The organism is Streptomyces sp. NPDC046887, from assembly GCF_040644755.1.
In the GTDB taxonomy this organism is placed as follows: domain Bacteria; phylum Actinomycetota; class Actinomycetes; order Streptomycetales; family Streptomycetaceae; genus Streptomyces; species Streptomyces lichenis.
Map to the genome: position 1 here is coordinate 80,644 of NZ_JBEYXH010000019.1, position 18,595 is coordinate 99,238.

The window sequence follows — 18,595 nt, forward strand, 5'->3', positions numbered from 1 at the left end:
ACCCGGCGGCAGCGCGAGAAGCTGCCGGCTTCCACTGCCCGCCCCTGGTCGCGCGTACCCACCGCACGGCCGGGGCCCGGGCCACCACACCCACCTGACCCGGAGGTCACCTGTGTCCGGACGCGCCATCATCACGGGAGAGCAGGCCGTGTCCTGCTATTTCCGCACCTCGGTGGACCACCCCGCCCGCAAGGCCCTTGTGCAGATCTGCGAGCCGTGCAACGCGAGGTGCGTTCACTGCTTCGTGGTCGCCACGGAGCGTGGCACCTACATGGCGATGGAGGACATCCGGGACAAGCTGGTCCCGCAGCTCGCGGCGGCCCGCGTCACGAAGGCGACCATCACCGGCGGGGAGCCGATGATGCACCCGGACCTCCTGGAGATCGTCGCTCTGTTCCGCGCCGCCGGCATGTCGGTGGGCGTGTGCACCAACGGCACGATGTGCTCCGACGAGATGGTCGCCGCCCTGGCGGAGTGGGGCGTGCACATGAACGTGTCGCTGGACGGCTTCGCGCCGGAGTCGCACGACACGTTCCGCATGCTCGAAGGGTGCTTCGCCGAGACGGTGGATACCATGAAGCGGTTCGCCCGCGTCGGAATCCTCCAGGGCCTGTTATGCACGCCGAACAACCTCGCGGAGGACCGAGAGTACCGGGAGCTGGTGGAGTTCGCCCGGGAGTACGGCGCCACGGACGTCCTGATGAACCCGTTGGGGAGGATGGGCCGGGGGCATCGAAGAAGGCGCAGGGCAAGCTCCGCACGCCGGACGAGCGGATGCGGGATATCGCCGCCATGACGGCCGAGGCGGCCGGCCCGCTGGAAATGGTGAACATCCGGTTCCCGAACGTGGAAGGCAAGCCCTTGGCGGGCTGCGAGGCCGGCAACATCGTCTATGTCTTCACCAACGGGGACATGGCGATCTGCCCCTACCTCGTCTTCGCCGCGCGAACTCGGGTGTCCCAGCACCCTGATACGGACTTCCTCGTCGGCAACGTCTGGCAGCACTACGACGTCGCGATCCGCCTGGACGCCTACGGCAAGTTCTCCGACCGGTGGGACGTCGGCGGGAACCCGACGTGCGGCGCGTGTTCGCTCTCGCCCTCGTGCGGGAAGGGCTGCCCGGCCGCTGTGGTGGCCGCAGGCAAGCGGATCGGGGCGGTGGACACGGAACAGTGTCCGGTAGTCCCACCCCAGACGCGCGCCCTTCTCCTGGTCGGTGTTTCGTGACCCGGAGTCGCGGCCTCCTGGTCGCTATCGAAGGGCCGGGCGGGGTCGGGAAGTCCACCGTCACGGCCCGCGTCGCCCAATTCCTCAGTGCGGAAGGCATCCCCGCGCTCGCGACCCGGGAGCCCACGGACACCGCCCTGGGCACCCTGGCACGGCATGGCACGGACGACTACCAAGGCGAGGCCATGGCGTGCCTGATCGCAGCCGACCGCTTCCAGCACGGCGAGGTGATCGGGCCGGCGCTGGAGCGCGGGGAGACCGTGGTCTGTGACCGGTACATCGCCGGCAGCCTCGCACTCCAGTGCATGGACGGAGTGGACCGCGAGTTCGTATGGCTCCTAAATGAGAAGGCGATTCAGCCGGATCTGACCGTGGTGGTGAGCGGCCGGCCGGACGTGATCGAGGCTCGGCTCACCGCGCGGGGCACGCACTCCCGATACGAACGCGTCGAGGACTCCACCCGCGTGGAGTGCGCGTACTTCGCGGAGGCCGCTAGGTTTCTACGTAACAAGGGCCATCGCCTCCTGGAGGTGGACGCCTCCCACGTGCCGGCCGAGGACGTCGCCCGCACGATCGTCGCCGCGATCAACCGACTCCGGAAGGACCAGCCGTGACGCTGGACGTGCTCACGTTCAACCTGAACAACCCCAGCCGGGAGCGCGCCGAGCGCCAGCTCGCCTACCTTGCGCAGCGGCCGGAGCCGGTTCTCGTACTGACGGAGACCGCACGGAGCGCGGGGTGCGAATTCCTGGCCGAGGCCTTGGAGCGGGCCGGCTACTCGGTGACCTTTCCGCGGCCGCCGCAGGGAACCCGGGAGCGGGGCGTGATGATCGCCTCCCGTCTCACTACGAGCCCGCTCCGGCTGCTGATGGACTACCTCCCGCACCGAGTGGCCGCCGTGACCGTGCGGACCAGCACAGGGCCGCTGGAGATCGTCGGGGTATACGTGCCGTCCCGGGACGCCACGGAGGCGAAGCTCGCCAGGAAGCGGACGTTCCTGGAGGACCTGGCCGCCGCCCTGCCCACCGGGGAGGCCGGGCACCGCCTTGTCCTCGGCGACTTCAACATCCTGGAGCCCACCCACGTCCCCCGCTACCGGAGCTTCCAGGCCTGGGAGTACGGGTTCTACACCGGGCTCGGCGCGGCCGGCTACCGGGACGCCTTCCGCCTCCTGGCCCCGGAAGCCTTGGAGTACTCCTGGGTTGGCCGGACCGGCGACGCCTACCGCTACGACCACGCCTTCGCCTCCGGGCCCCTGGCGGCCCGCGTGACGGGCTGCCGGTATGTGCACGAGCCGCGCACCATGGCGGACCGGCTGACCGACCACTCCGCCCTGTCCGTGGAGCTTGGCGTGACCGCGACAGTTCCCCTGACGGTGACCAGCCCGATCCTGGCCGCGGAGCCCGTGGCGGCCTTGTTCTGATCCCCGTACGGCCAACAGGAGTGACAGATGAGCAGTGAGCAGTGGGACCAGGTCAACCGTATCCGCGAGTGGCTGGATGCGAACGCCGGCGAGCTGACCGAGCGGGAGCGCGTGATGATGCGCGTGCTCAAGATCGGTGAGGAGTTCGGTGAGGTGGCGGAGGCCTTGCACGGGGTGTACAGCGCGAACCCGAGGAAGGGGGCGTCTCACTCCTGGAAGGACGTGCGGAAGGAACTGGTGGATGTGGCGGTGACGACCCTGGTGGCGCTCACCACGCTCGATCCGGAGGGCGGGGGCAAGGAGTTCGACGCCCGGCTCCGGTTCCTCGTGGACCGGGTCACGCCCCCGGAAAGGGCGACGGACGAGTAGCACCACTGCCCTTCTCCCTCTCGTGGCACTGTCGCCCGATGCGGCACATCACCCTCAGAGCCCGGCGACAGCAAGGTCACTGAGACTCCGAACCGGCTTGTCTCAACCCGGGTCGGCTCGGAGGCCTGCGCGCGCCAGGCACGGTGCGGGCAGGTGGCCTTGAGAGGCAGGGTGGGTCACCACGCGGATTGGCTCGCCCCCGAGTCGCGCTCGCCGGCAGCCACGAGTCCGTCGCGGTCGAGAGCGCCGCGGTGGCGGCGGATGACGGTGTTCCGTCCCAGCAGCAGTCGGGGGATGAGGGCGCCGCAGATGACGGCCGCCCAGCCGCCCGCCCCATAGGCGGCGGCAAGGACCACGGCTAACGCGGCGGCCCGGTGCCAGGCGCCTGGTCCCCGCAGCGCGGCGCCGATTCCTGTCACGGTCTGACGGAGTCCGTGCAGAAAGAGCGGGTGGACCAACGCGGCCGCGTATACGGGGTCGGTGACGCCGGGGCGCAGACCGGCGGCACGCAGCTCGGCGAGGTTGGGGTCGGCGGCCATCGTGGCGTTGGGGTGGTGCTCTCGGACGTGCCGGCGGCGGCGCACCGCCATGGGTCCGAGGCCCAATGGGTGCGGAGATCGCCTGCCGGGGGGCGGCCGGCCCGCGGGCACCGCGGCCCGAACGACTCGCCCCCGGCCGGCACCGGATGGGGTCCGGCCCGGCGACTTCGCCGGGCCGGACGGTTGAGCCCCTTCGGTCATCCGTAGACGCCCTGACGTCGGACCCGTGTCTCCGGCTCGAAGACACATGACATGTGAAATGTCACAGGGGAGCGAAGAAGGCGCTGGTCGGAGAATGTGCGAAGGGGCCGGGGGAGTTGGGCGGCGCTGTCCGGTCGTCGTCCGGCCGGGTGCGGCGTCCCGTTCAGGAGGGGAGCTTGGCGCCCCGGTAGACGCGGTCGAGCAGGGTGAACAACTGCGCGTCGTAGCGCTGGAGTTCGGAGCGGGTGTCGATGTCGTTGTGGACACCGTCCCCACCGGCGGGTCCGGCCCGGTTGATGTCGAAGTAGCTTTGGAGTCCTTCGGCCCAGTACTCGTGGTAGTTGGTCTGCGCGTAGGTGTTGCGCCACAGGCCCTTCGCGCGGGCGTTGGCGAGAGCGGCGTCGAGCTGCCGCTGGAAGTCGGGGTCGATGTGGGTGAGGGCCATGTCGGCGACCGAGTGGCCGAACTCGTGGGCGTAGCAGTTCTCGCCGCCCTGGTTGTCCACGAGGTTGGCCTCGGTGCCCACCGACAGGGGCAGGCTGTCGGTCGCGCCCATGCCGGCCCAGTACCGCTCGTCCAGGGACGTGCCGTACCGCGCCCTGACCTCGGGGATGGAGCTCATCTTCTCGGACCGGGCGGTGAGCACGACGCGGACCTTGCGTCGGTTCAGCTCGCCTATCGGGTGGTACGGGTAGGTGCGGGTCAGGGTGTCCAGCTGGCGCGCCGCCTTGAGCAGGGTGGCGTCCTGGATCCTCGCCGACCCGAGCACCGGCAGCGGGAGCCCGGTCTGCGGGTCCGTGGGTCCGGCCACGTACTTGGTGTACCAGCGGGTGTCCAGGTTGTACCGCCGTACCACGTCCTGCGGTACCGGGCTCTGTACGGCGGCGGCAGTCGCGTGGAGGGCGGTCGTCCTCGCGGGTGGGTTCTGGGGGCCGGTGCTCGCGTGGCTGATCCCTGCCGCGGTGCCCAGCAGGGTCAGGCTCAGCGCCACGGCCTGCCAGCGGCGCCTGATGGCTCGTTTCGACGGGTCGGACGGTGCCGTCGGCGGGCTGGGAAGACCCCGTGGCGGTTTGCCGGAATCGGAATCGATCATGGTGGGTGGCCTCTCGGAGGGAAACGGACGGGCCCGTTCCAGGGCGGTTGGCTGTGTTGCGGCAAGAAGGTAGACCCTTGCCGGGGGGAGGGCAACACGCCTTTGTCTCCTGGCTGGTTGAGGGGGCAGGGTGCCGCGCCGGGCTGTGTGTGGGGGGCGTGGTGGCAGACCTTTCCGTGTGGCCGGAAGGCCTCGGGTGCCTCTTGCCGTTCGCCGAGCCGGGGCCCTAGAGTCAGTGCAATGCCACATAGCACGGGGTCGTACGGGCGGAGAGTGAGCGCGTGAGCGGCACCGTCGCCTACACCATCCCCGGCATGCGGGTGCGGGAGCAGACCGTCGAGGTTCCGCTCGACTGGTCCGATCCCGACCGCGGCACCATCGACCTGTTCGTCCGCGACATCGCCGATCCCGTGCGCTGCGGCGAGGACTTGCCCTGCCTCGTCTACCTCCAGGGCGGCCCTGGTGGCAAAGGGCCGCGGCCGCTCGATCTCAGCGGGTGGCTCGGGGTGGCGCTGAAAGCCCATCGGGTGGTCCTGGTCGACCAGCGCGGCACCGGCCGCAGCACCCGGATCGACGGTCGGCGGATGGACGCCTTCGCCACCGCCCGCCAGGGCGCGGACTTCCTGGCGTGCTTCCGAGCCGATGCCATCGTGGCCGACCACGAGTACCTGCGCAGGACCCTGTACGGCGGTCGGCGCTGGTCCACCCTCGGCCAGTCCTACGGCGGCTTCATCACCCTGACCTATCTGTCACAGGCCCCCGAGGGACTCAGCGCCTGCCATGTCACCGGCGGACTGCCCGCCCTCGAACCCTCGGCCGCCGAGGTCTACCGGCGCACCTACCCCCGGGTCGCGGCGAAGAACGCGCTGTTCTACCGGCGCTACCCCCACCAGGCGGAGCACGTCGGCCGGATCGCCGACCGGCTCGCCGAACGGGAGGTGCGGCTTCCCGACGGTGACCTGCTGACCGTCCGGCGCCTGCAGTCGCTGGGCATCGACCTCGGAATGAAGCCGGGGCACGAACGCCTGCACTGGCTGCTGGACGAGGCGTTCGACGGAACGGAGCTGTCGGCGACCTTCCTGCACCAGGTGCTGGCCAGGACCTCCTTCAGCGGCAATCCGCTGTTCGCGGCGCTCCAGGAGAGCATCTACGGCCACGGGAGCGGCTCGACCGGATGGGCCGCCGAGGCGGAACGGCATCGGCACCCGCAGTTCGCCGAAACCGCCCGGCCCCTGCTGTTCACCGGCGAGATGATCTACCCCTGGATGTTCGAGGAGATCGCCGCGCTCCGTCCCTTCCGGCCGGCGGTGGAACTGCTCGCCGAACGCGACAGCTGGCCGCGGCTGTACGAACCGGCCCGGCTGGCCGCCAACGACGTCCCGGTCGCCGCCGCCGTCTACCACGACGACATGTACGTGGACGCGGGTCTCCAACTGGACACCGCCGCCAGGGTCGGCAACACGCGCGTGTGGGTCACCAATGAGTACGAGCACGACGGCGTCGGCGACGAAAGGGTCCTCACCCGCCTGCTGGACCTGGTGCGCGAGACCGGAGGAGGTGTCACCGACGCGTGACCGGACGCACCACCGGCCGCCCGGTTCATTCCCGGCTGGTGCAGACTCCGGTCTCCCAGGCCCAGGCGGCGATCTCGACGCGGTTGCGGGCGTCGAGTTTGCGCTGGATGTTGCCCAGGTGGGTCTTGACGGTGGAGTGGGTGACGTAGAGCTCCGCCGCCACCTCCTCGTTGGTGCGGCCGCGGGCGATGAGGCGGACGACGTCGAGCTCGCGCTGGGTGAGGGGGGCGTCGAGCCGTCCGCCCGGGCGCGGGGTGGAAGGGGCGGTACGGGAGCCGGGAGCGTGCGGTGGGGGCGGGGCCATGTGCCGCAGGAGGCGGACGGTGACGGCGGGCGAGATCAGGGAGTTGCCGGCGGCCGCGGCGCGGACGGCCTCGGCGAGGAGGGCCGGGGCGCCGTCCTTGAGGAGGAAGCCGCAGGCGCCGTTGCGCAGGGCCTGGTAGACGTATTCGTCGAGGTCGAAGGTGGTGGCGATCAGGACGTTGAGCGGGTCGGGAACGTCGGGTCCGGCCAGCAGGCGGGTCGCCGTCAGACCGTCCGTTCCGGGCATGCGGATGTCCAGCAGGCAGACGTCGGGGCGGAGCCGGCGGGCCTCCTCCACGGCGGTGGTGCCGTCGGCCGCCTCGGCGACGACCTCCATGTCCGGCTGGGCACCGAGGATCATGCCGAAGGCCGACCGGATCATCTCCTGGTCGTCGGCGATGAGGACCCGGATCGTCATGGTGCCATGGTGGCAGAGTCGGTCGGGGCCGCCGGCGGCCGGGTGCGGGCGGTGCGCCCGGAAGCCGGAGGGAGGGGGATGCCGGCGACGACCTCCCAGCCGGGACGGCCCTGCCGGGGGCCCGCGGTGAGGTGGCCCCCGATCGCCTCGACGCGTTCGGCCAGACCGAGGAGGCCGAAGCCGCCGCGCGACCGGCCGGGCGAGGGCGGACCGGCGGCGCCGGCCTTGGTGGCCGGCGGGCGGCCGGGGGCGCCGGCCGATGTGCGGTGCGCCGTGCCGCCCGCGGACGTGCCGTCGTCCGCGATCGAGACATGCAGCAGGTCGGAGCCGTCGTCGGGGAGCCGGATGTCCACGCTCACCTGCCCGGCGGTGCCGGCGTGCTTGCGGATGTTGGTGAGCGCTTCCCGCACCAGGCGGTGCACCGTGGTGCTGATCTCCGGTGGCAGGGAACGCTCCGCGAGCAGGGGGCTGATGGTGAGCCGGGCCGCCGGCCGGCCCGCGGTCGAGAAACCCTCGACCAGGTCGCGGATCTGGGTGAGACCGCCTCCCGGGCGGGTGGCGGCCGGGTTCCCCGGTGCGCGCAGCATGGAGACCATGCCGCGCATCGACTCCATCGCCTGTGAGCCGGCGTCCTCGATCGCGGTGAACATCCGGTCCACTTCGGCGGGTGGCAGCGTCCGGCCGGCCGAGGTGACATAGCGGGCCGCCTTGGCCTGGGTGACGATCGCGGTCACATGGTGTGCCACGAAGTCATGCAACTCCCGTGCGTGCTCCAGTCGTTCGTCCTGCCGTGCGGCCTGCTCCACGGCCGCCCGCTCGCGGTCGCGCAGCGCGTCGACGACCCGCAGATACAGCCCCAGGACCACCATCAGCACCAGGGCGAAGAGGACGGCCGGCGCCCCGTAGGCGGCCACCTGGCCGTAGGAGGCTTCCGGAAGCCGCAGGAGGAGCAGTCCGGCGGCGGCGCTCGCCGGGAGCGCGAGGGCGATGATCCGCAGCAGCGGCTCCCGGCGCACCGCGCGGGCGACCACCAGCACCAGTGCGCACAGTTCCGTGGTCCCCGGGGTGTTCTCGGGCCGTTGGGTCAGGCCCAGCGTGGCCAGCGACAGCGCCAGTGACGCGGCCACGGCGCAGCCGGCGACGAGGGGGAAGCGTGCGGGCGGTACGACCAGGGCCGCCACGCACAGGGCGCCGGTGGCGGCGGTGGCCGCCGCGGTGGGGGCGAAGCCGGTGTTGAGTCCTTCGGCGACGAGCAGCGCGAGGACGGGGATGCCCGCCAGCACGAGCAGGGTCTGATGGATGCGGGAGCGTCCCCGGAAGGCGTGGATCATGCCGCCTCACGTTACGACCGCGTCCGGCATGCCGCATCGGCCGAAGAGCCGATGCGGCCGGCGGGAGTCGTTCGGCATTCCGGTGGATCCGCACCGGCCCCCTCTCCTCGGATGATCGGTGTACGGGAGAGGGACCGGCCACCACACCGCCCCCGCCTTCCGTCATCCTCCCCCGGCCGAATGGAGCCCTCCGCCATGTCGCAGCATCCTGGAACGCGGCGGCCCGGATCGACGCCGCATCCCCTGATCGCGCGGGCGGTCGAGCGGGCCGCCGACGCCGTGGCGGCCTCGGCCACGGATCTGACCAAGGTCTACGGCCAGGGCGAGACCCGGGTGACCGCGCTGGACTCCGTGTCCGTGGAGTTCGACCGCGGCCGCTTCACCGCGATCATGGGCCCCTCGGGCTCGGGGAAGTCCACCCTGATGCACTGCATGGCGGGTCTGGACGCCGTCTCCTCCGGCACCGCCAGGATCGGCGGCGTCGAGCTGTCCGGTCTGGGGGACCGGCAGCTCACCCGGCTGCGCCGGGACAAGGTCGGCTTCGTCTTCCAGGCGTTCAACCTGGTGCCGACGCTCACGGCCGGGGAGAACATCACGCTGCCGATGGACATCGCGGGACGGAAGCCGGACCGGGAGTGGATGGCCCGGGTCGTCGACACGGTGGGCCTGTCGGACCGCCTCGCGCACCGCCCCTCCCAGCTCTCCGGCGGCCAGCAGCAGCGGGTCGCCGTCGCCCGCGCACTGGCCTCCCGCCCCGAGATCATCTTCGCGGACGAACCCACCGGCAATCTCGACTCGCACTCCGGGGCCGAAGTGCTGGGCTTCCTGCGCTCGTCCGTACGGGAGTGGGGCCAGAGCGTGGTCATGGTCACCCATGATCCCGTCGCCGCCTCCTACGCGGACCGCGTGGTCTTCTTCGCCGACGGCCGGGTCGTCGACTCCCTCCACCGGCCGACGCCCGAGCGGGTGCTCGATCTGATGCCGGGTCTCCCGCCGGCCCCCTCCCCCCGCTCCGGGCCCCTCCCGGGCGGGCGATCCGGCTGACCCGCCGACGCTCTCGTGCCCGGTCACCTCCGCCTCTCCTCCCAGGACTGATCACCCATGTTGCGAACCGCCCTGCGCACCGTGCTCGCGCACCGGGCCAGGCTGCTGATGACCGTCCTCGCCGTGACGCTCGGCGTGGCCTTCGTCGCCGGAACCCTGGTCTTCACCTCCTCCGTCTCCACCGCGTACCAGAACAGCTCGTCCAGGGGCTTCGGTCACCTGGACGTCGCCGTCCGATCGGACGGCGCGCCGGCCCGGGCGGATACGCCCACACTCGATCAGCGACTCGTGGACCGGGTGGCGAAGGCGCCCGGGGTGCGGTCGGTGACCGGCGTGGTCACCGGCTTCACCGCCGTCGCCGGGAAGAACGGCGCCCTGATGGGAGAAGGATGGTCCACCCTGGGGACCAACCACACCGCGGACGGCGGCGCCCGCGACCCCCGCTACCCGTTCCGGGACGGCCGCGCCCCGAAGGGCCCGGACGAGGTGGCTCTGGACGCCCGGACCGCGGAGCGGGCCGGCTACCGCGTGGGCGACACCGTCCGCTTGTCCAGCGACGGTCCGGTCCGTACCCCGCGGCTCGTCGGGATCTTCACCACGGACAGCGGCGAGGTCGCCGCGGGCGGCACCCTCGCCCTGTTCGACACCCCCACCGCGCAGCGATTCCTCGCAAAACCGGGGGAGTTCACCGAGATCGACGTCACGGCCGCACCCGGGGTCTCACAGACCGCCCTCGCGGCGGCCGTCGACAAGGTGCTGCCCGAAGGACTGCGGTCCACCACCGGAGCGGAACTCGCCGCGTCCCAGGCCCTGCGGGTCGAGAGCGGCGTGACCAGTCTGCGCGCCACCCTGCTGGTCTTCGCCGGGATCGCGCTGTTCGTCGGAACCTTCCTCATCGGCAACACCTTCACCATGCTCGTCGCCCAGCGCACCAGGGAGCTGGCCCTGCTGCGCGCGGTGGGCGCCACCCGCCGACAGGTGACCCGCTCCGTCCTCGCGGAGGCCTTCCTCGTCGGGCTGACGGCCTCGGTGGCGGGGCTCGCCGGCGGCTTCGGCGTCGCCGCCGCGCTGCGCCCACTGGCCTCGTCGCTCGGCAAGGGAGGACACGCGCTGCCCGACGGCCCGCTGACCCTCACTCCGGCCACGGTCGTCACCTCCTTCACCCTCGGCATCGGCGTCACCATGCTGGCCGCGTGGCTGCCGGCCCGCCGGGCCGCGAAGATCCCGCCGGTGGCCGCGATGGGCAGCGTGTACGCGGTGGCCACCCCCCGCTCCCTGGCCGTGCGCAACACCCTGGGCGCCGTGATCACCGCGATCGGCACCGTCACGGTCCTGGCCGCGACGGGGATGACCTGGGACGAAGGCCAGCTGGTCATGATGCTGGGCGGGGCGGTCCTGACGACCGGAGTCCTGGTCCTCACGCCCTTGCTCTGCCGCCCGTTCATCGCCGCCGCCACCCCCGTGCTGCGCGCCTTCGGGGTCCCCGGCAGGCTCGCCCGCGGGAACGCCCTGCGCAACCCGCGCCGTACCGCGGCCACCGCTTCCGCCCTCACCATCGGCCTGGCCCTCATCACCGCGCTGACCGTGGGGGCGGTCAGCGGCCAGCGGAGCATCGAGCGGCGGGCCACGGCGACCCTCTCGGCCGACTACGTGGTGCGCATGGCCACCTACGACCCGCTCTCCGCCTCCGTGGAGAAGCGCCTCGCACGGGTCGAGGGGGTCGGCGCCGTGAGCCCCCTGCGTGAGGCCCCGGTCCGGATCGCCGGCCAGGACGCCTTCGTCACCGGCGTGGACGCCGCCAGCGTGTCCCGGCTGCTCCGCCCCGAATTCACCGAGGGATCGCTCACCGCCCTGCGCGGCCGCGGCGTCGCCGTCTCCACGGACACCGCGCGGCAGCGCGGCTGGCGCCTCGGCAGCACCGTGCCGATCACCTACCCGGACGGCGCGCGGGACCGGTTGACCGTCTCCGGCGTCTTCCGGGCCGACGACCTGCTGGCCGGCATCGTCATGGACACCCGCACCCTCGATCCGTACCTGCCGGCCCCGACGGCCCGGCAGATCCTGGTGAAGACCGACGACGGACCTGGCGACACCGCCAGGCACCGCATCGCCCGGGCGCTGGGCGACAACCCGGCCGTCCTCGTCCAGAGCAAACAGGACGTCTCCGCCTCCATCGCCCGCGGCACCACCATGATGCTCAACCTCCTCTACGGGCTGCTCGCCATGGCCGTGGTCGTCGCCCTGCTCGGCGTCGTCAACACCCTGGCCCTGTCCGTGACCGAGCGCGCGCCGGAGATCGGCATGCTGCGCGCCGTCGGACTGGACCGGCGCGACGCCAAGCGCACGGTGCGCCTGGAGGCGTCGGCCGTCTCCCTCTTCGGCGGTCTCCTCGGTATCGGACTCGGCGTCTTCTTCGGCTGGGCCGGTAGCCGGCTGCTCGCCCGCGACATGCCCGGTTTCGCCCTCGTCCTGCCCTGGGGGCGACTGGCCCTCTTCCTGGCGCTGGCCGGCCTGGTCGGAATCCTCGCCGCCCTCTGGCCCGCCCGCCGCACCGCCCACCTGGACCTGCTCGCCGCCATCAAGGCGGAGTAGCCCCGGACGCGTACGGAATGTCCGGGTGCGCGGCCGCTCATGCCGTACTCCGGGGTCCTCCGCGCTCTCCAGGTTCGGGGGCGCCCCCGGAAACCGGGCCCCGCCACCCGGGGTGGGTAGGGGCTACAGGCGGTCGGTACCGAAGACCTCGCGCGCCGCCGTCACCAGTTCCCGCCGGGCCTGCTGGTGATCGTCCTTGCGCGCCTCCCGGTCGGCGCGGGCGGCCTGCCACTGCCGGCTGGTCCTGCCCATCAGGAGCGCCGCGTGCTCCTCGTCGTACCCCGGCAGAGCGTTGAGCGCCTGTTCCGCGTTCGCGTACTCGGGGGCCGAGGTCCGCCCCGTCAGGGGGAGGCTTCGGTCCGCCTCCCACAGCGCCTCCATCGCCCCCAGCGCGTGGACCGCCCGCTCCTCGCCCTGCTTGGCCCGCCTGCGCACTTCCTTCAGGGCGCGACTGGCGGGGGCCGACCGCTGGGCCGTCCGGTACATGCGGCCCACGGCCGCGCGGAGCTCGTCGACGGGCCCGAGGAGCGCGGCCGGCGCACCCAGCTCGGCCTCCGCGTGCGCGAGCGTGCAGGCGTGCCAGCGCCGCCGCGCCTCCGGTAGGGAGTCGGTGGTGTAGAGCTGGTCGGCGGCCTCCATACACTCACTGGCGGCTCGCAGGAACGCGGCCAGCAGTGACCAGCGCCGCTCGTAGAGAGCCTGCTGGTGCGCCGCCCGGGCGGCGATCTCAGCGGCCTGCTGGGCAGCCTGGGCCTGGGCGCGTCCACCCCGTGCCTGGACCCATCCGCCGAGCACCGTTCCCAGGGCCGTACCCCCCACGGCGACGGCCCCGATGAACGCCGAGGTGACACTCGCGTCCATACGCTCCCCCTGATCCCCCCCCCGAGGCCGGTACGCCGGTACGGCGGGGCGGCGCGGCCCCGCCCGGGCCCCGGTCCATGACGCTAGCGGCCGGCGCGGCCGCTGTCCCCCACCAGCGCGGAATCGGCCTTCGCCCGCTCCGCCCCGTTCACCGCCGCTTGCCGAACCCGGCGGCGGCTCGTGTGCCGGGCTCCGACCGGTCGGACCCGGGCCTGCTCGGGAGACCCGGCGGGACGGGTGGGCGGGACGTGGGGTTCGCGCCGAGGTGTCCGCGCCCGTGGTCGGTTCACTCGGCCGCGAGCCGGGGGGTGCGCTGCGGCTCGGTGCGCCGGCTGCCCGTCTTCTCGAAGGCCGCTGCGAGCGTGAGGAGGGCGTTGTCGTCGTAGGCGCGGCCCGCGAAGGTCAGGCCGACGGGCATGCCGGTGTCGGCCATGGTGCCCATGGGCACGGTCACCGTCGGGATGCCGAGGTGGCGGGGGACCAGGTTGCCGTTGGCGACCCAGACGCCGTTGCGCCAGCCGAGGTCGGCGGACGCCACATCGACGTCCATGTCCGCGCGCCCGACGTCGGCGATGGCGGGGAACACGACCGCGTCCAGGCGCAGTTCGTCCATCCACACCTCCAGGTCGACGCGGCGGGTCTCCTCCAGCCCGCGCAGCCCGGCTTCGAGGTGCGGCAGGTCGGTGAAGGCGGCATGGGGCCGCTCGCGCACGATGCGCGGGTAGTCCGCGATGGTGTCGTCGAAGCCGGTGTAGCGGTCGGGCAGTTCGCCCTCCTGCTTGGGCCAGATGCGGGCGGCGTCGACGTCGGCCAGGGTGTCGAGGTCCGGGTCGCCGTTGGCCCGCAGGAAGTCGTCCCAGGCCCAGGCGGACAGGTCCTCGATCTCGATCCGGAGGAAGTCGCGGCCGACCAGGCCGCGGCTGTGCAGCGAGGGCGCGCCCGGGCGGTCGGACTCGTAGTTGGTGACGACCGGGAAGTCGACCTCGACCACCTCGGCTCCGGCCGCCTCCAGGTCGCGGCGGGCGGCCTCCCACAGGGCGATCACCGAGGAGCGGGTGTCGATCCGCTGCCCGGTCGGGCCGCCGATGCCGCCCCGGGGGTTGGTTCCGGCTTCGGGATCGGCGTTGACGTACATCCTCGGTACGCCGACCCGCTGGCCGGCCAGTGCGGTGCGCGCCGCCGAGGCGTCGGTGGGCGCGAGTGCCGGATAGGAGGCCGGGCGTACCCGGGAGGCGGGCGGCAGGGCCACCCACGGCTGGGCGCGCCAGAGGTCCCCCCGTGTGTCGGGGTCGTCGGCGACGACGACGTCGAGCAGTTCGAGGAGGTCGGCCATGGTGCGGGTGTGGGGGACCACGACGTCCATGGTCGGCACGAGCGGCCAGTTGCCGCGGACCGAGATGACGCCGCGGCTGGGGGTGTAGGCGCACAGCGCGTTGTTCGAGGCGGGGGCGCGGCCTGAGGACCAGGTCTCCTCACCGAGCCCGAAGGCGCCGAAGGAGGCCGCCGTCGCGGTGCCGGAGCCGTTGGAGGAGCCGGAGCCGTAGGCGCTGGTGAGCCAGTCGGCGCTGTAGGGGCTCTCCGCGCGCCCGTACACGCCGCGCTGCATGCCGCCGTTGGCCATCGGCGGCATGTTGGTGAGGCCGATGAGGACGGCCCCGCCGGCGCGGAGCCGTTCGATGGCGAAGGCGTCGCGCTGAGCGATGAGGTGCGCGAACGCCGGTGAGCCGGCCGCCGCCGTCAGTCCTTTGGCGAGGTAGCTGTCCTTCGCCGTGTACGGGATGCCGTCCAGCGGCCCGAGGGTCGCGCCGCGCGCGCGGCGGGCGTCGGACGCCTCGGCCTCGGCGTGGGCGTCCGGGTTGAGCACGACCATCGCGTTGAGCGCGGTCGCCGTCCCGGGCCGGTCGTAGGCGTCGATCCGCGCGAGGTAGGCGGCCAGCAGCTCGACCGCGGTGGTCTCACCCTTCTCCAGCGCCGCGCGCAGGTCTGCGATACCGGTCTCCACGACGTCGAATGCGCACATGGTGCGGGTGCCTCCTGAAGGGGTGGATCGGACCTGGGAGCGGGGGGATGCCCAGGTGGTGCGGGTGGTGCGAGTGGGCGGCGACCTTCGGCCGGACCGGCCGTCCGGAGGGTGGTCTCCCCATGCTGGAACGTTCCAGCAGTGAGGCCACCGTACTGGTGCTGGAACGTTCCAGCAAGGGGGTGACGGGTGGGAGGCCGGCGTGGCGCGGGGTCTAGACTCGCGGCTGTGACCAGCCGTTCCGTGACCCTCATCGACGTGGCCCGGGCGGCGGGGGTGTCCAAGAGCACCGCCTCCAACGCGCTCGGCGGTTCCGGCCGGGTGTCCGAGGCCACGCGCCGGCACGTCCGAGACGTGGCGCGGGAACTCGGCTACCGGCCCAACACCGCGGCCCGCAGCCTGCGCCGCTCCAGCACCGGGGCGATCGGCCTGTACCTGCCGCGCACCGGCACGCGCCTGGACTACTACATGAACCTGGCCTTCGGCGCGGTGGAGCGGGCCCGGGAGGACGGACTGGACCTGGTCCTGCTCGGCCCCCACACGGCGTCCGGCCCAGGGCTGGCCTCCCGAGTGGACGGCCTGCTGGTGATCGACCCCGACATCGAGGACCCGTCCGTCCCCCACCTGCTGAGCGCGGACGTGCCGGTGGTCACCGGCGAGCGCTACCTCGGCGGAGGCGCCGCGCCCAGTGGCGCCGTGGTCTGCGACAACGCGGCCTCACTGACCGCTCTGCTGGACCACCTCGCCGAGCGCGGCGCCCGCCGCCCCGCCCTGCTCGTTCCCGGCTCCGGCTCCGACTGGGCCGCGGCACTCCACGCCGCCGCGGACGCCTGGAGCCGGCGCGAGGGCATCGAGGTGATCGTGCGCACGGTTCCGTTCGCGGCCACACCGGCCCAGGCCGAGGCCGCCACCGCGGACCTGATCGCCAGGACCCCGCACCTCGACGCGGTGGTATGCGCCCCTGACGGCGCGGTACCGGGGGTGCTGGCGGCCGCGGCGCACGCGGGCCTGCGCACGGGCACCGACATACTGGTCGCCGCGTGCGTGGACGGTGCCGCGGCGCGCGGTTCGAGCCCGCGGGTGACGGCGGTCGACCTGCGGGCCGCGGAGTACGGGCAGGCGTGCGCCGCCCTGTTGAGCGACCTGCTGGCCGGGACGGTCGAGCCCGGTGCCGTACGCCGGCACGACTGGGCGCTCAACGTCCGGGACTCCACCGCCGCCCGATCGGCGGCGGTCCAGGGGAGGGGGCGCGGTACGCCGGCCCCGTCGGCGGAGCCCGGTGGAGCGGCTCGCAGCCGCTGAAACCGGCCCCTGGGCACCGTGGCGGCACACCACCGGGTACCCGGCACCCAGGACCGCACAGGGACGAAGCTCGGCACCGCGTCCGTGACCGGCGCCGACGACGGCGCCCCGGCCGTGTCGGCGGAGGAGGTGCCCCGCCCGGCGCGGACGTCCCCGTCCATCGTGGCCGGGCCGCTCCCCGCGAGCTGCCATGAGCACCGGGGCGGCTGCTCGTCGACCCGGCTGTGTCGCGACCGGACGACCCGGGCCCGCCACGGACCGCTCCCGGTCCGCCCGCACGACTGGCTCACCCCGCTGCCGCCGGCCGCCCCGGCCCCGGCCCCTGGTCCCGGCCCCCGGCCCCGCGGACGCGTGCTGGAACGAGTGCGGGTGGAGGCTCATCCGGGACGGCCGCGGGTGGTCACCCTTCCTCGGTGGCTCGGGGGTCGTGGCGCTGCGATGTCGTCGCGGACGCGTCCCCGGGGACCTGCGCGGGGATCTCCGGGCGGCCGGCCGACCAGGCGGCCCACAGGGCGGCGTAGCGTCCGCCTGCCGCGACCAGCTCGTCATGGGTGCCGGTCTCGGCGACCCGGCCCTGGTCGAGGACCACGATCCGGTCGGCGGTGGCCGCCTGCGGCAGCCGGTGGGCCACCATCAGACCCGTACGCCCTTCCAGGGCCCGCAGCGCGGCCGTCTCCAGCACGCGGGCGCCCGCGCTGCCGGCGTCGGCGGTGGCCTCGTCCAGGAGTGCTATCGGCGGGTCGGCGAGGACGAGACGGGCCAGGGCCAGGTGCTGGGCCTGGGTCACCGTGAGCCGGTGGCCGCCCTCACCGACCACCGTGGCGAGCCCCTCGGGCAGGGCCAGCGCCCAGTCCAGGGCGCCCACCAGGTCCAGTGCCGCGCGCAGTTCCTCGTCGGTGGCCTCGGGCCGGGCCAGCCGCAGGTCGTCGCCGAGCGGTCCGGCGAAGACATGGACCTCCTGGCTGATCAGGGTCACCGCGCGCCGGACGCCGTCCGGCCCCAGTTCCCGGCTGTCCACCCCGCCGAGGACGATCGAGCCCCCGGACGGGGCGTGCACCCCGGCCACCAGCTTCGCCAGGGTGGTCTTCCCCGCGCCGCTGGCGCCGACCAGGGCCACCCGCTCGCCCTCGCGCACCTCCAGGTCGACCTCGCGCAGCACCGGGTGCCCGGGCACATAGGCATGGCTCAGCCCGTACACCTTGACCGAGCCGTCCACCGGCACCGGCCGCCGCTCGGGCTCCGGTTCGGCGGGCAGGTTCGCCACCCCGACCAGCCGGGCGAGGCTCGCGCCGGCGGACTGCGCCTCGTCGATGAGGAACAGCGCGGCGTTGACGGGGTTGAAGAGGCTGTGGAAGTACAGCGCGGCCGCGGTCGCCGTGCCGATGCTCACCGACCCGCCGTCGACCAGCAGGAAGCCGGTGGTGAGGACGGCCGCCAGGCCGATGAACTCGGCGAGGTTCAGCCGCGAGAAGAAGCCGGACACCAGCCGGATGCCGCGCAGCGCGAGCGTGACGGCCTCCTCGGACCGCCGCTCCAGCAGCGCGGAGTGCCGGTCGGCCAGCCGGAACGCGCGGACCGTGCGGACGCCGCCGATGCTGTCCAGCAGCTGGTGCTGCAGGGCCCCGTTGGCCACCCGGTGCGCGGCGTACACCGACGCCGCGCGCCGGATGTACCAGCGTACGGACAGGATGTGCACCGGTACGGCGAGCAGTACGGCGGCCAGGAAGCGCCAGTCCAGCACGGCCAGCCCCACCAGGGTCAGCGCGATGGTGAGCAGGGCCCCGGCGAACTCGGGCAGCGCCTGCCGCACCGCCTTGCCGATCACCGTCACATCGCCGGTCACCCGCGAGGTGAGGTCTCCGGAGCCGGCCTGTTCGACGCGCTCCAGGGGCAGCCGCAGGGCCCGTGCGATGAACCGTTCCCGCAGGTCCGCCAGGACCGTCTCGCCGAGCCGGGCGACCAGGGAGTTGCCGATCGCCGTGGCGGCCCCGCGCGCGGCGGCCACCACGACCAGGAGCACCATGGGGACGACGAGCGCGTCCGAGCCGCGCCGGGCGACGACGAGGTCCACGATCCATCCCAGCAGAGGGGCGGTCAGCAGCCCGATCCCCGTGCCCAGGACCAGCACGGCCAGGGCGCCGACCGCCCGCAGCCGGTGGCCACGCAGCAGGGCGCCGAGGGCGGCGACGGTCCGGGCGCCGGTGGCCGTGGGCAGCAGCGCGCGGGTGGGGGCGCCCGATCCGCTCATGGTCCGTCCTTCGTCTTCCGCGGCGGGCCGGTGCGGGGCGCCGTCCTGCC

At 73.3% G+C, this 18,595-nt stretch carries 16 protein-coding genes; 9 read left to right on the plus strand and 7 right to left on the minus strand.

Translation table 11 applies throughout. The annotated features are described in order from the left end of the window. The first annotated feature begins 112 nt into the window (after positions 1–112). The 5 genes from ABZ945_RS19100 to ABZ945_RS19120 are packed head-to-tail and all read left to right on the plus strand — an operon-like array spanning position 113 to position 3,019. Positions 113–796, plus strand: coding sequence for a radical SAM protein (locus tag ABZ945_RS19100; RefSeq protein WP_361270639.1), 684 nt, complete (start codon positions 113–115; stop codon positions 794–796). Continuing rightward, complete coding sequence (locus tag ABZ945_RS19105) at positions 775–1,227, plus strand: hypothetical protein (protein ID WP_361270642.1); 453 nt, start codon at positions 775–777, stop codon at positions 1,225–1,227. Before ABZ945_RS19100 ends, ABZ945_RS19105 begins: the two co-directional genes overlap by 22 nt. Next, the gene (gene tmk / locus ABZ945_RS19110) at positions 1,224–1,841 is read left to right on the plus strand and encodes a dTMP kinase (RefSeq protein WP_361270644.1); all 618 of its coding nucleotides are present in this window, start codon (positions 1,224–1,226) and stop codon (positions 1,839–1,841) included. The genes ABZ945_RS19105 and tmk overlap by 4 nt, the downstream gene beginning before the upstream one ends. Next, positions 1,838–2,650 (plus strand): endonuclease/exonuclease/phosphatase family protein, encoded by an 813-nt coding sequence (locus ABZ945_RS19115; RefSeq protein ID WP_361270646.1) that lies wholly within the window; start codon positions 1,838–1,840, stop codon positions 2,648–2,650. Before tmk ends, ABZ945_RS19115 begins: the two co-directional genes overlap by 4 nt. Positions 2,651–2,677: 27 nt before the next feature. Then, entirely contained in the window at positions 2,678–3,019 is a 342-nt protein-coding gene (locus tag ABZ945_RS19120; protein ID WP_361270648.1) for a MazG-like family protein, read from the plus strand. 176 nt (positions 3,020–3,195) lie between these two features. Here ABZ945_RS19120 and ABZ945_RS19125 read toward each other — a convergent pair whose 3' ends face one another. Continuing rightward, positions 3,196–3,609, minus strand: coding sequence for a hypothetical protein (locus ABZ945_RS19125; protein WP_361270651.1), 414 nt, complete (start codon positions 3,607–3,609; stop codon positions 3,196–3,198). Between the two features lie 313 nt (positions 3,610–3,922). Next, positions 3,923–4,750 (minus strand): hypothetical protein, encoded by an 828-nt coding sequence (locus ABZ945_RS19130; protein WP_361270653.1) that lies wholly within the window; start codon positions 4,748–4,750, stop codon positions 3,923–3,925. Positions 4,751–5,166: 416 nt separating this feature from the next. On the opposite strand from ABZ945_RS19130, the gene ABZ945_RS19135 reads away from it, so the two are divergent. Further along, positions 5,167–6,426 carry an alpha/beta fold hydrolase gene (locus ABZ945_RS19135; protein WP_361270760.1) on the plus strand — a complete coding sequence of 420 codons (1,260 nt, stop codon included), beginning with the start codon at positions 5,167–5,169 and terminating at the stop codon, positions 6,424–6,426. Positions 6,427–6,451: 25 nt separating this feature from the next. On the opposite strand, the gene ABZ945_RS19140 is transcribed toward ABZ945_RS19135, so the two are convergent. Then, on the minus strand, positions 6,452–7,147 hold the full coding sequence (locus ABZ945_RS19140) for a response regulator transcription factor (protein ID WP_361270656.1): 696 nt from the start codon (positions 7,145–7,147) through the stop codon (positions 6,452–6,454). After that, on the minus strand, positions 7,144–8,478 hold the full coding sequence (locus tag ABZ945_RS19145) for a histidine kinase (protein WP_361270659.1): 1,335 nt from the start codon (positions 8,476–8,478) through the stop codon (positions 7,144–7,146). Before ABZ945_RS19145 ends, ABZ945_RS19140 begins: the two co-directional genes overlap by 4 nt. A 195-nt stretch (positions 8,479–8,673) precedes the next feature. Here ABZ945_RS19145 and ABZ945_RS19150 point away from each other — a divergent pair, with 195 nt between their 5' ends. Both ABZ945_RS19150 and ABZ945_RS19155 read left to right on the plus strand, forming a co-directional pair. Beyond that, positions 8,674–9,522, plus strand: a complete 849-nt coding sequence (locus ABZ945_RS19150; RefSeq protein ID WP_361270662.1) for an ABC transporter ATP-binding protein — start codon at positions 8,674–8,676, stop codon at positions 9,520–9,522. A gap of 57 nt (positions 9,523–9,579) precedes the next feature. Then, positions 9,580–12,114: an FtsX-like permease family protein gene (locus ABZ945_RS19155; protein WP_361270665.1), complete on the plus strand. Its 2,535-nt coding sequence runs from the start codon at positions 9,580–9,582 to the stop codon at positions 12,112–12,114. A 123-nt stretch (positions 12,115–12,237) separates the two neighbouring features. Here the strand turns inward: ABZ945_RS19155 and ABZ945_RS19160 are convergent, their stop codons facing one another. Both ABZ945_RS19160 and ABZ945_RS19165 read right to left on the minus strand, forming a co-directional pair. Further along, complete coding sequence (locus ABZ945_RS19160) at positions 12,238–12,975, minus strand: hypothetical protein (protein WP_361270667.1); 738 nt, start codon at positions 12,973–12,975, stop codon at positions 12,238–12,240. A 286-nt stretch (positions 12,976–13,261) separates the two neighbouring features. After that, a complete protein-coding gene (locus ABZ945_RS19165) occupies positions 13,262–14,995 on the minus strand; it encodes an amidase (RefSeq protein ID WP_361270670.1) in 1,734 nt (577 codons plus the stop codon). Positions 14,996–15,223: 228 nt separating this feature from the next. On the opposite strand from ABZ945_RS19165, the gene ABZ945_RS19170 reads away from it, so the two are divergent. After that, positions 15,224–16,297, plus strand: coding sequence for a LacI family DNA-binding transcriptional regulator (locus ABZ945_RS19170; protein WP_361270673.1), 1,074 nt, complete (start codon positions 15,224–15,226; stop codon positions 16,295–16,297). 400 nt (positions 16,298–16,697) lie between these two features. Here ABZ945_RS19170 and ABZ945_RS19175 read toward each other — a convergent pair whose 3' ends face one another. Next, on the minus strand, positions 16,698–18,545 hold the full coding sequence (locus ABZ945_RS19175; protein ID WP_361270675.1) for an ABC transporter ATP-binding protein: 1,848 nt from the start codon (positions 18,543–18,545) through the stop codon (positions 16,698–16,700). Positions 18,546–18,595: the final 50 nt, after the last annotated feature.

Excerpts from the sequence above, each read along its gene's own strand:
- ABZ945_RS19135 (WP_361270760.1), top strand. The coding sequence starts at position 5,167 with ATGCGGGTGCGGGAGCAGACCGTCGAGGTTCCGCTCGACTGGTCCGAT.
- ABZ945_RS19150 (WP_361270662.1), top strand. The coding sequence starts at position 8,674 with ATGTCGCAGCATCCTGGAACGCGGCGGCCCGGATCGACGCCGCATCCC.
- ABZ945_RS19145 (WP_361270659.1), bottom strand. The coding sequence starts at position 8,478 with ATGATCCACGCCTTCCGGGGACGCTCCCGCATCCATCAGACCCTGCTC.
- ABZ945_RS19175 (WP_361270675.1), bottom strand. The coding sequence starts at position 18,545 with ATGAGCGGATCGGGCGCCCCCACCCGCGCGCTGCTGCCCACGGCCACC.
- ABZ945_RS19125 (WP_361270651.1), bottom strand. The coding sequence starts at position 3,609 with ATGGCGGTGCGCCGCCGCCGGCACGTCCGAGAGCACCACCCCAACGCC.
- ABZ945_RS19140 (WP_361270656.1), bottom strand. The coding sequence starts at position 7,147 with ATGACGATCCGGGTCCTCATCGCCGACGACCAGGAGATGATCCGGTCG.
- ABZ945_RS19165 (WP_361270670.1), bottom strand. The coding sequence starts at position 14,995 with ATGTGCGCATTCGACGTCGTGGAGACCGGTATCGCAGACCTGCGCGCG.
- ABZ945_RS19105 (WP_361270642.1), top strand. The coding sequence starts at position 775 with ATGCGGGATATCGCCGCCATGACGGCCGAGGCGGCCGGCCCGCTGGAA.
- ABZ945_RS19160 (WP_361270667.1), bottom strand. The coding sequence starts at position 12,975 with ATGGACGCGAGTGTCACCTCGGCGTTCATCGGGGCCGTCGCCGTGGGG.
- ABZ945_RS19120 (WP_361270648.1), top strand. The coding sequence starts at position 2,678 with ATGAGCAGTGAGCAGTGGGACCAGGTCAACCGTATCCGCGAGTGGCTG.
- ABZ945_RS19155 (WP_361270665.1), top strand. The coding sequence starts at position 9,580 with ATGTTGCGAACCGCCCTGCGCACCGTGCTCGCGCACCGGGCCAGGCTG.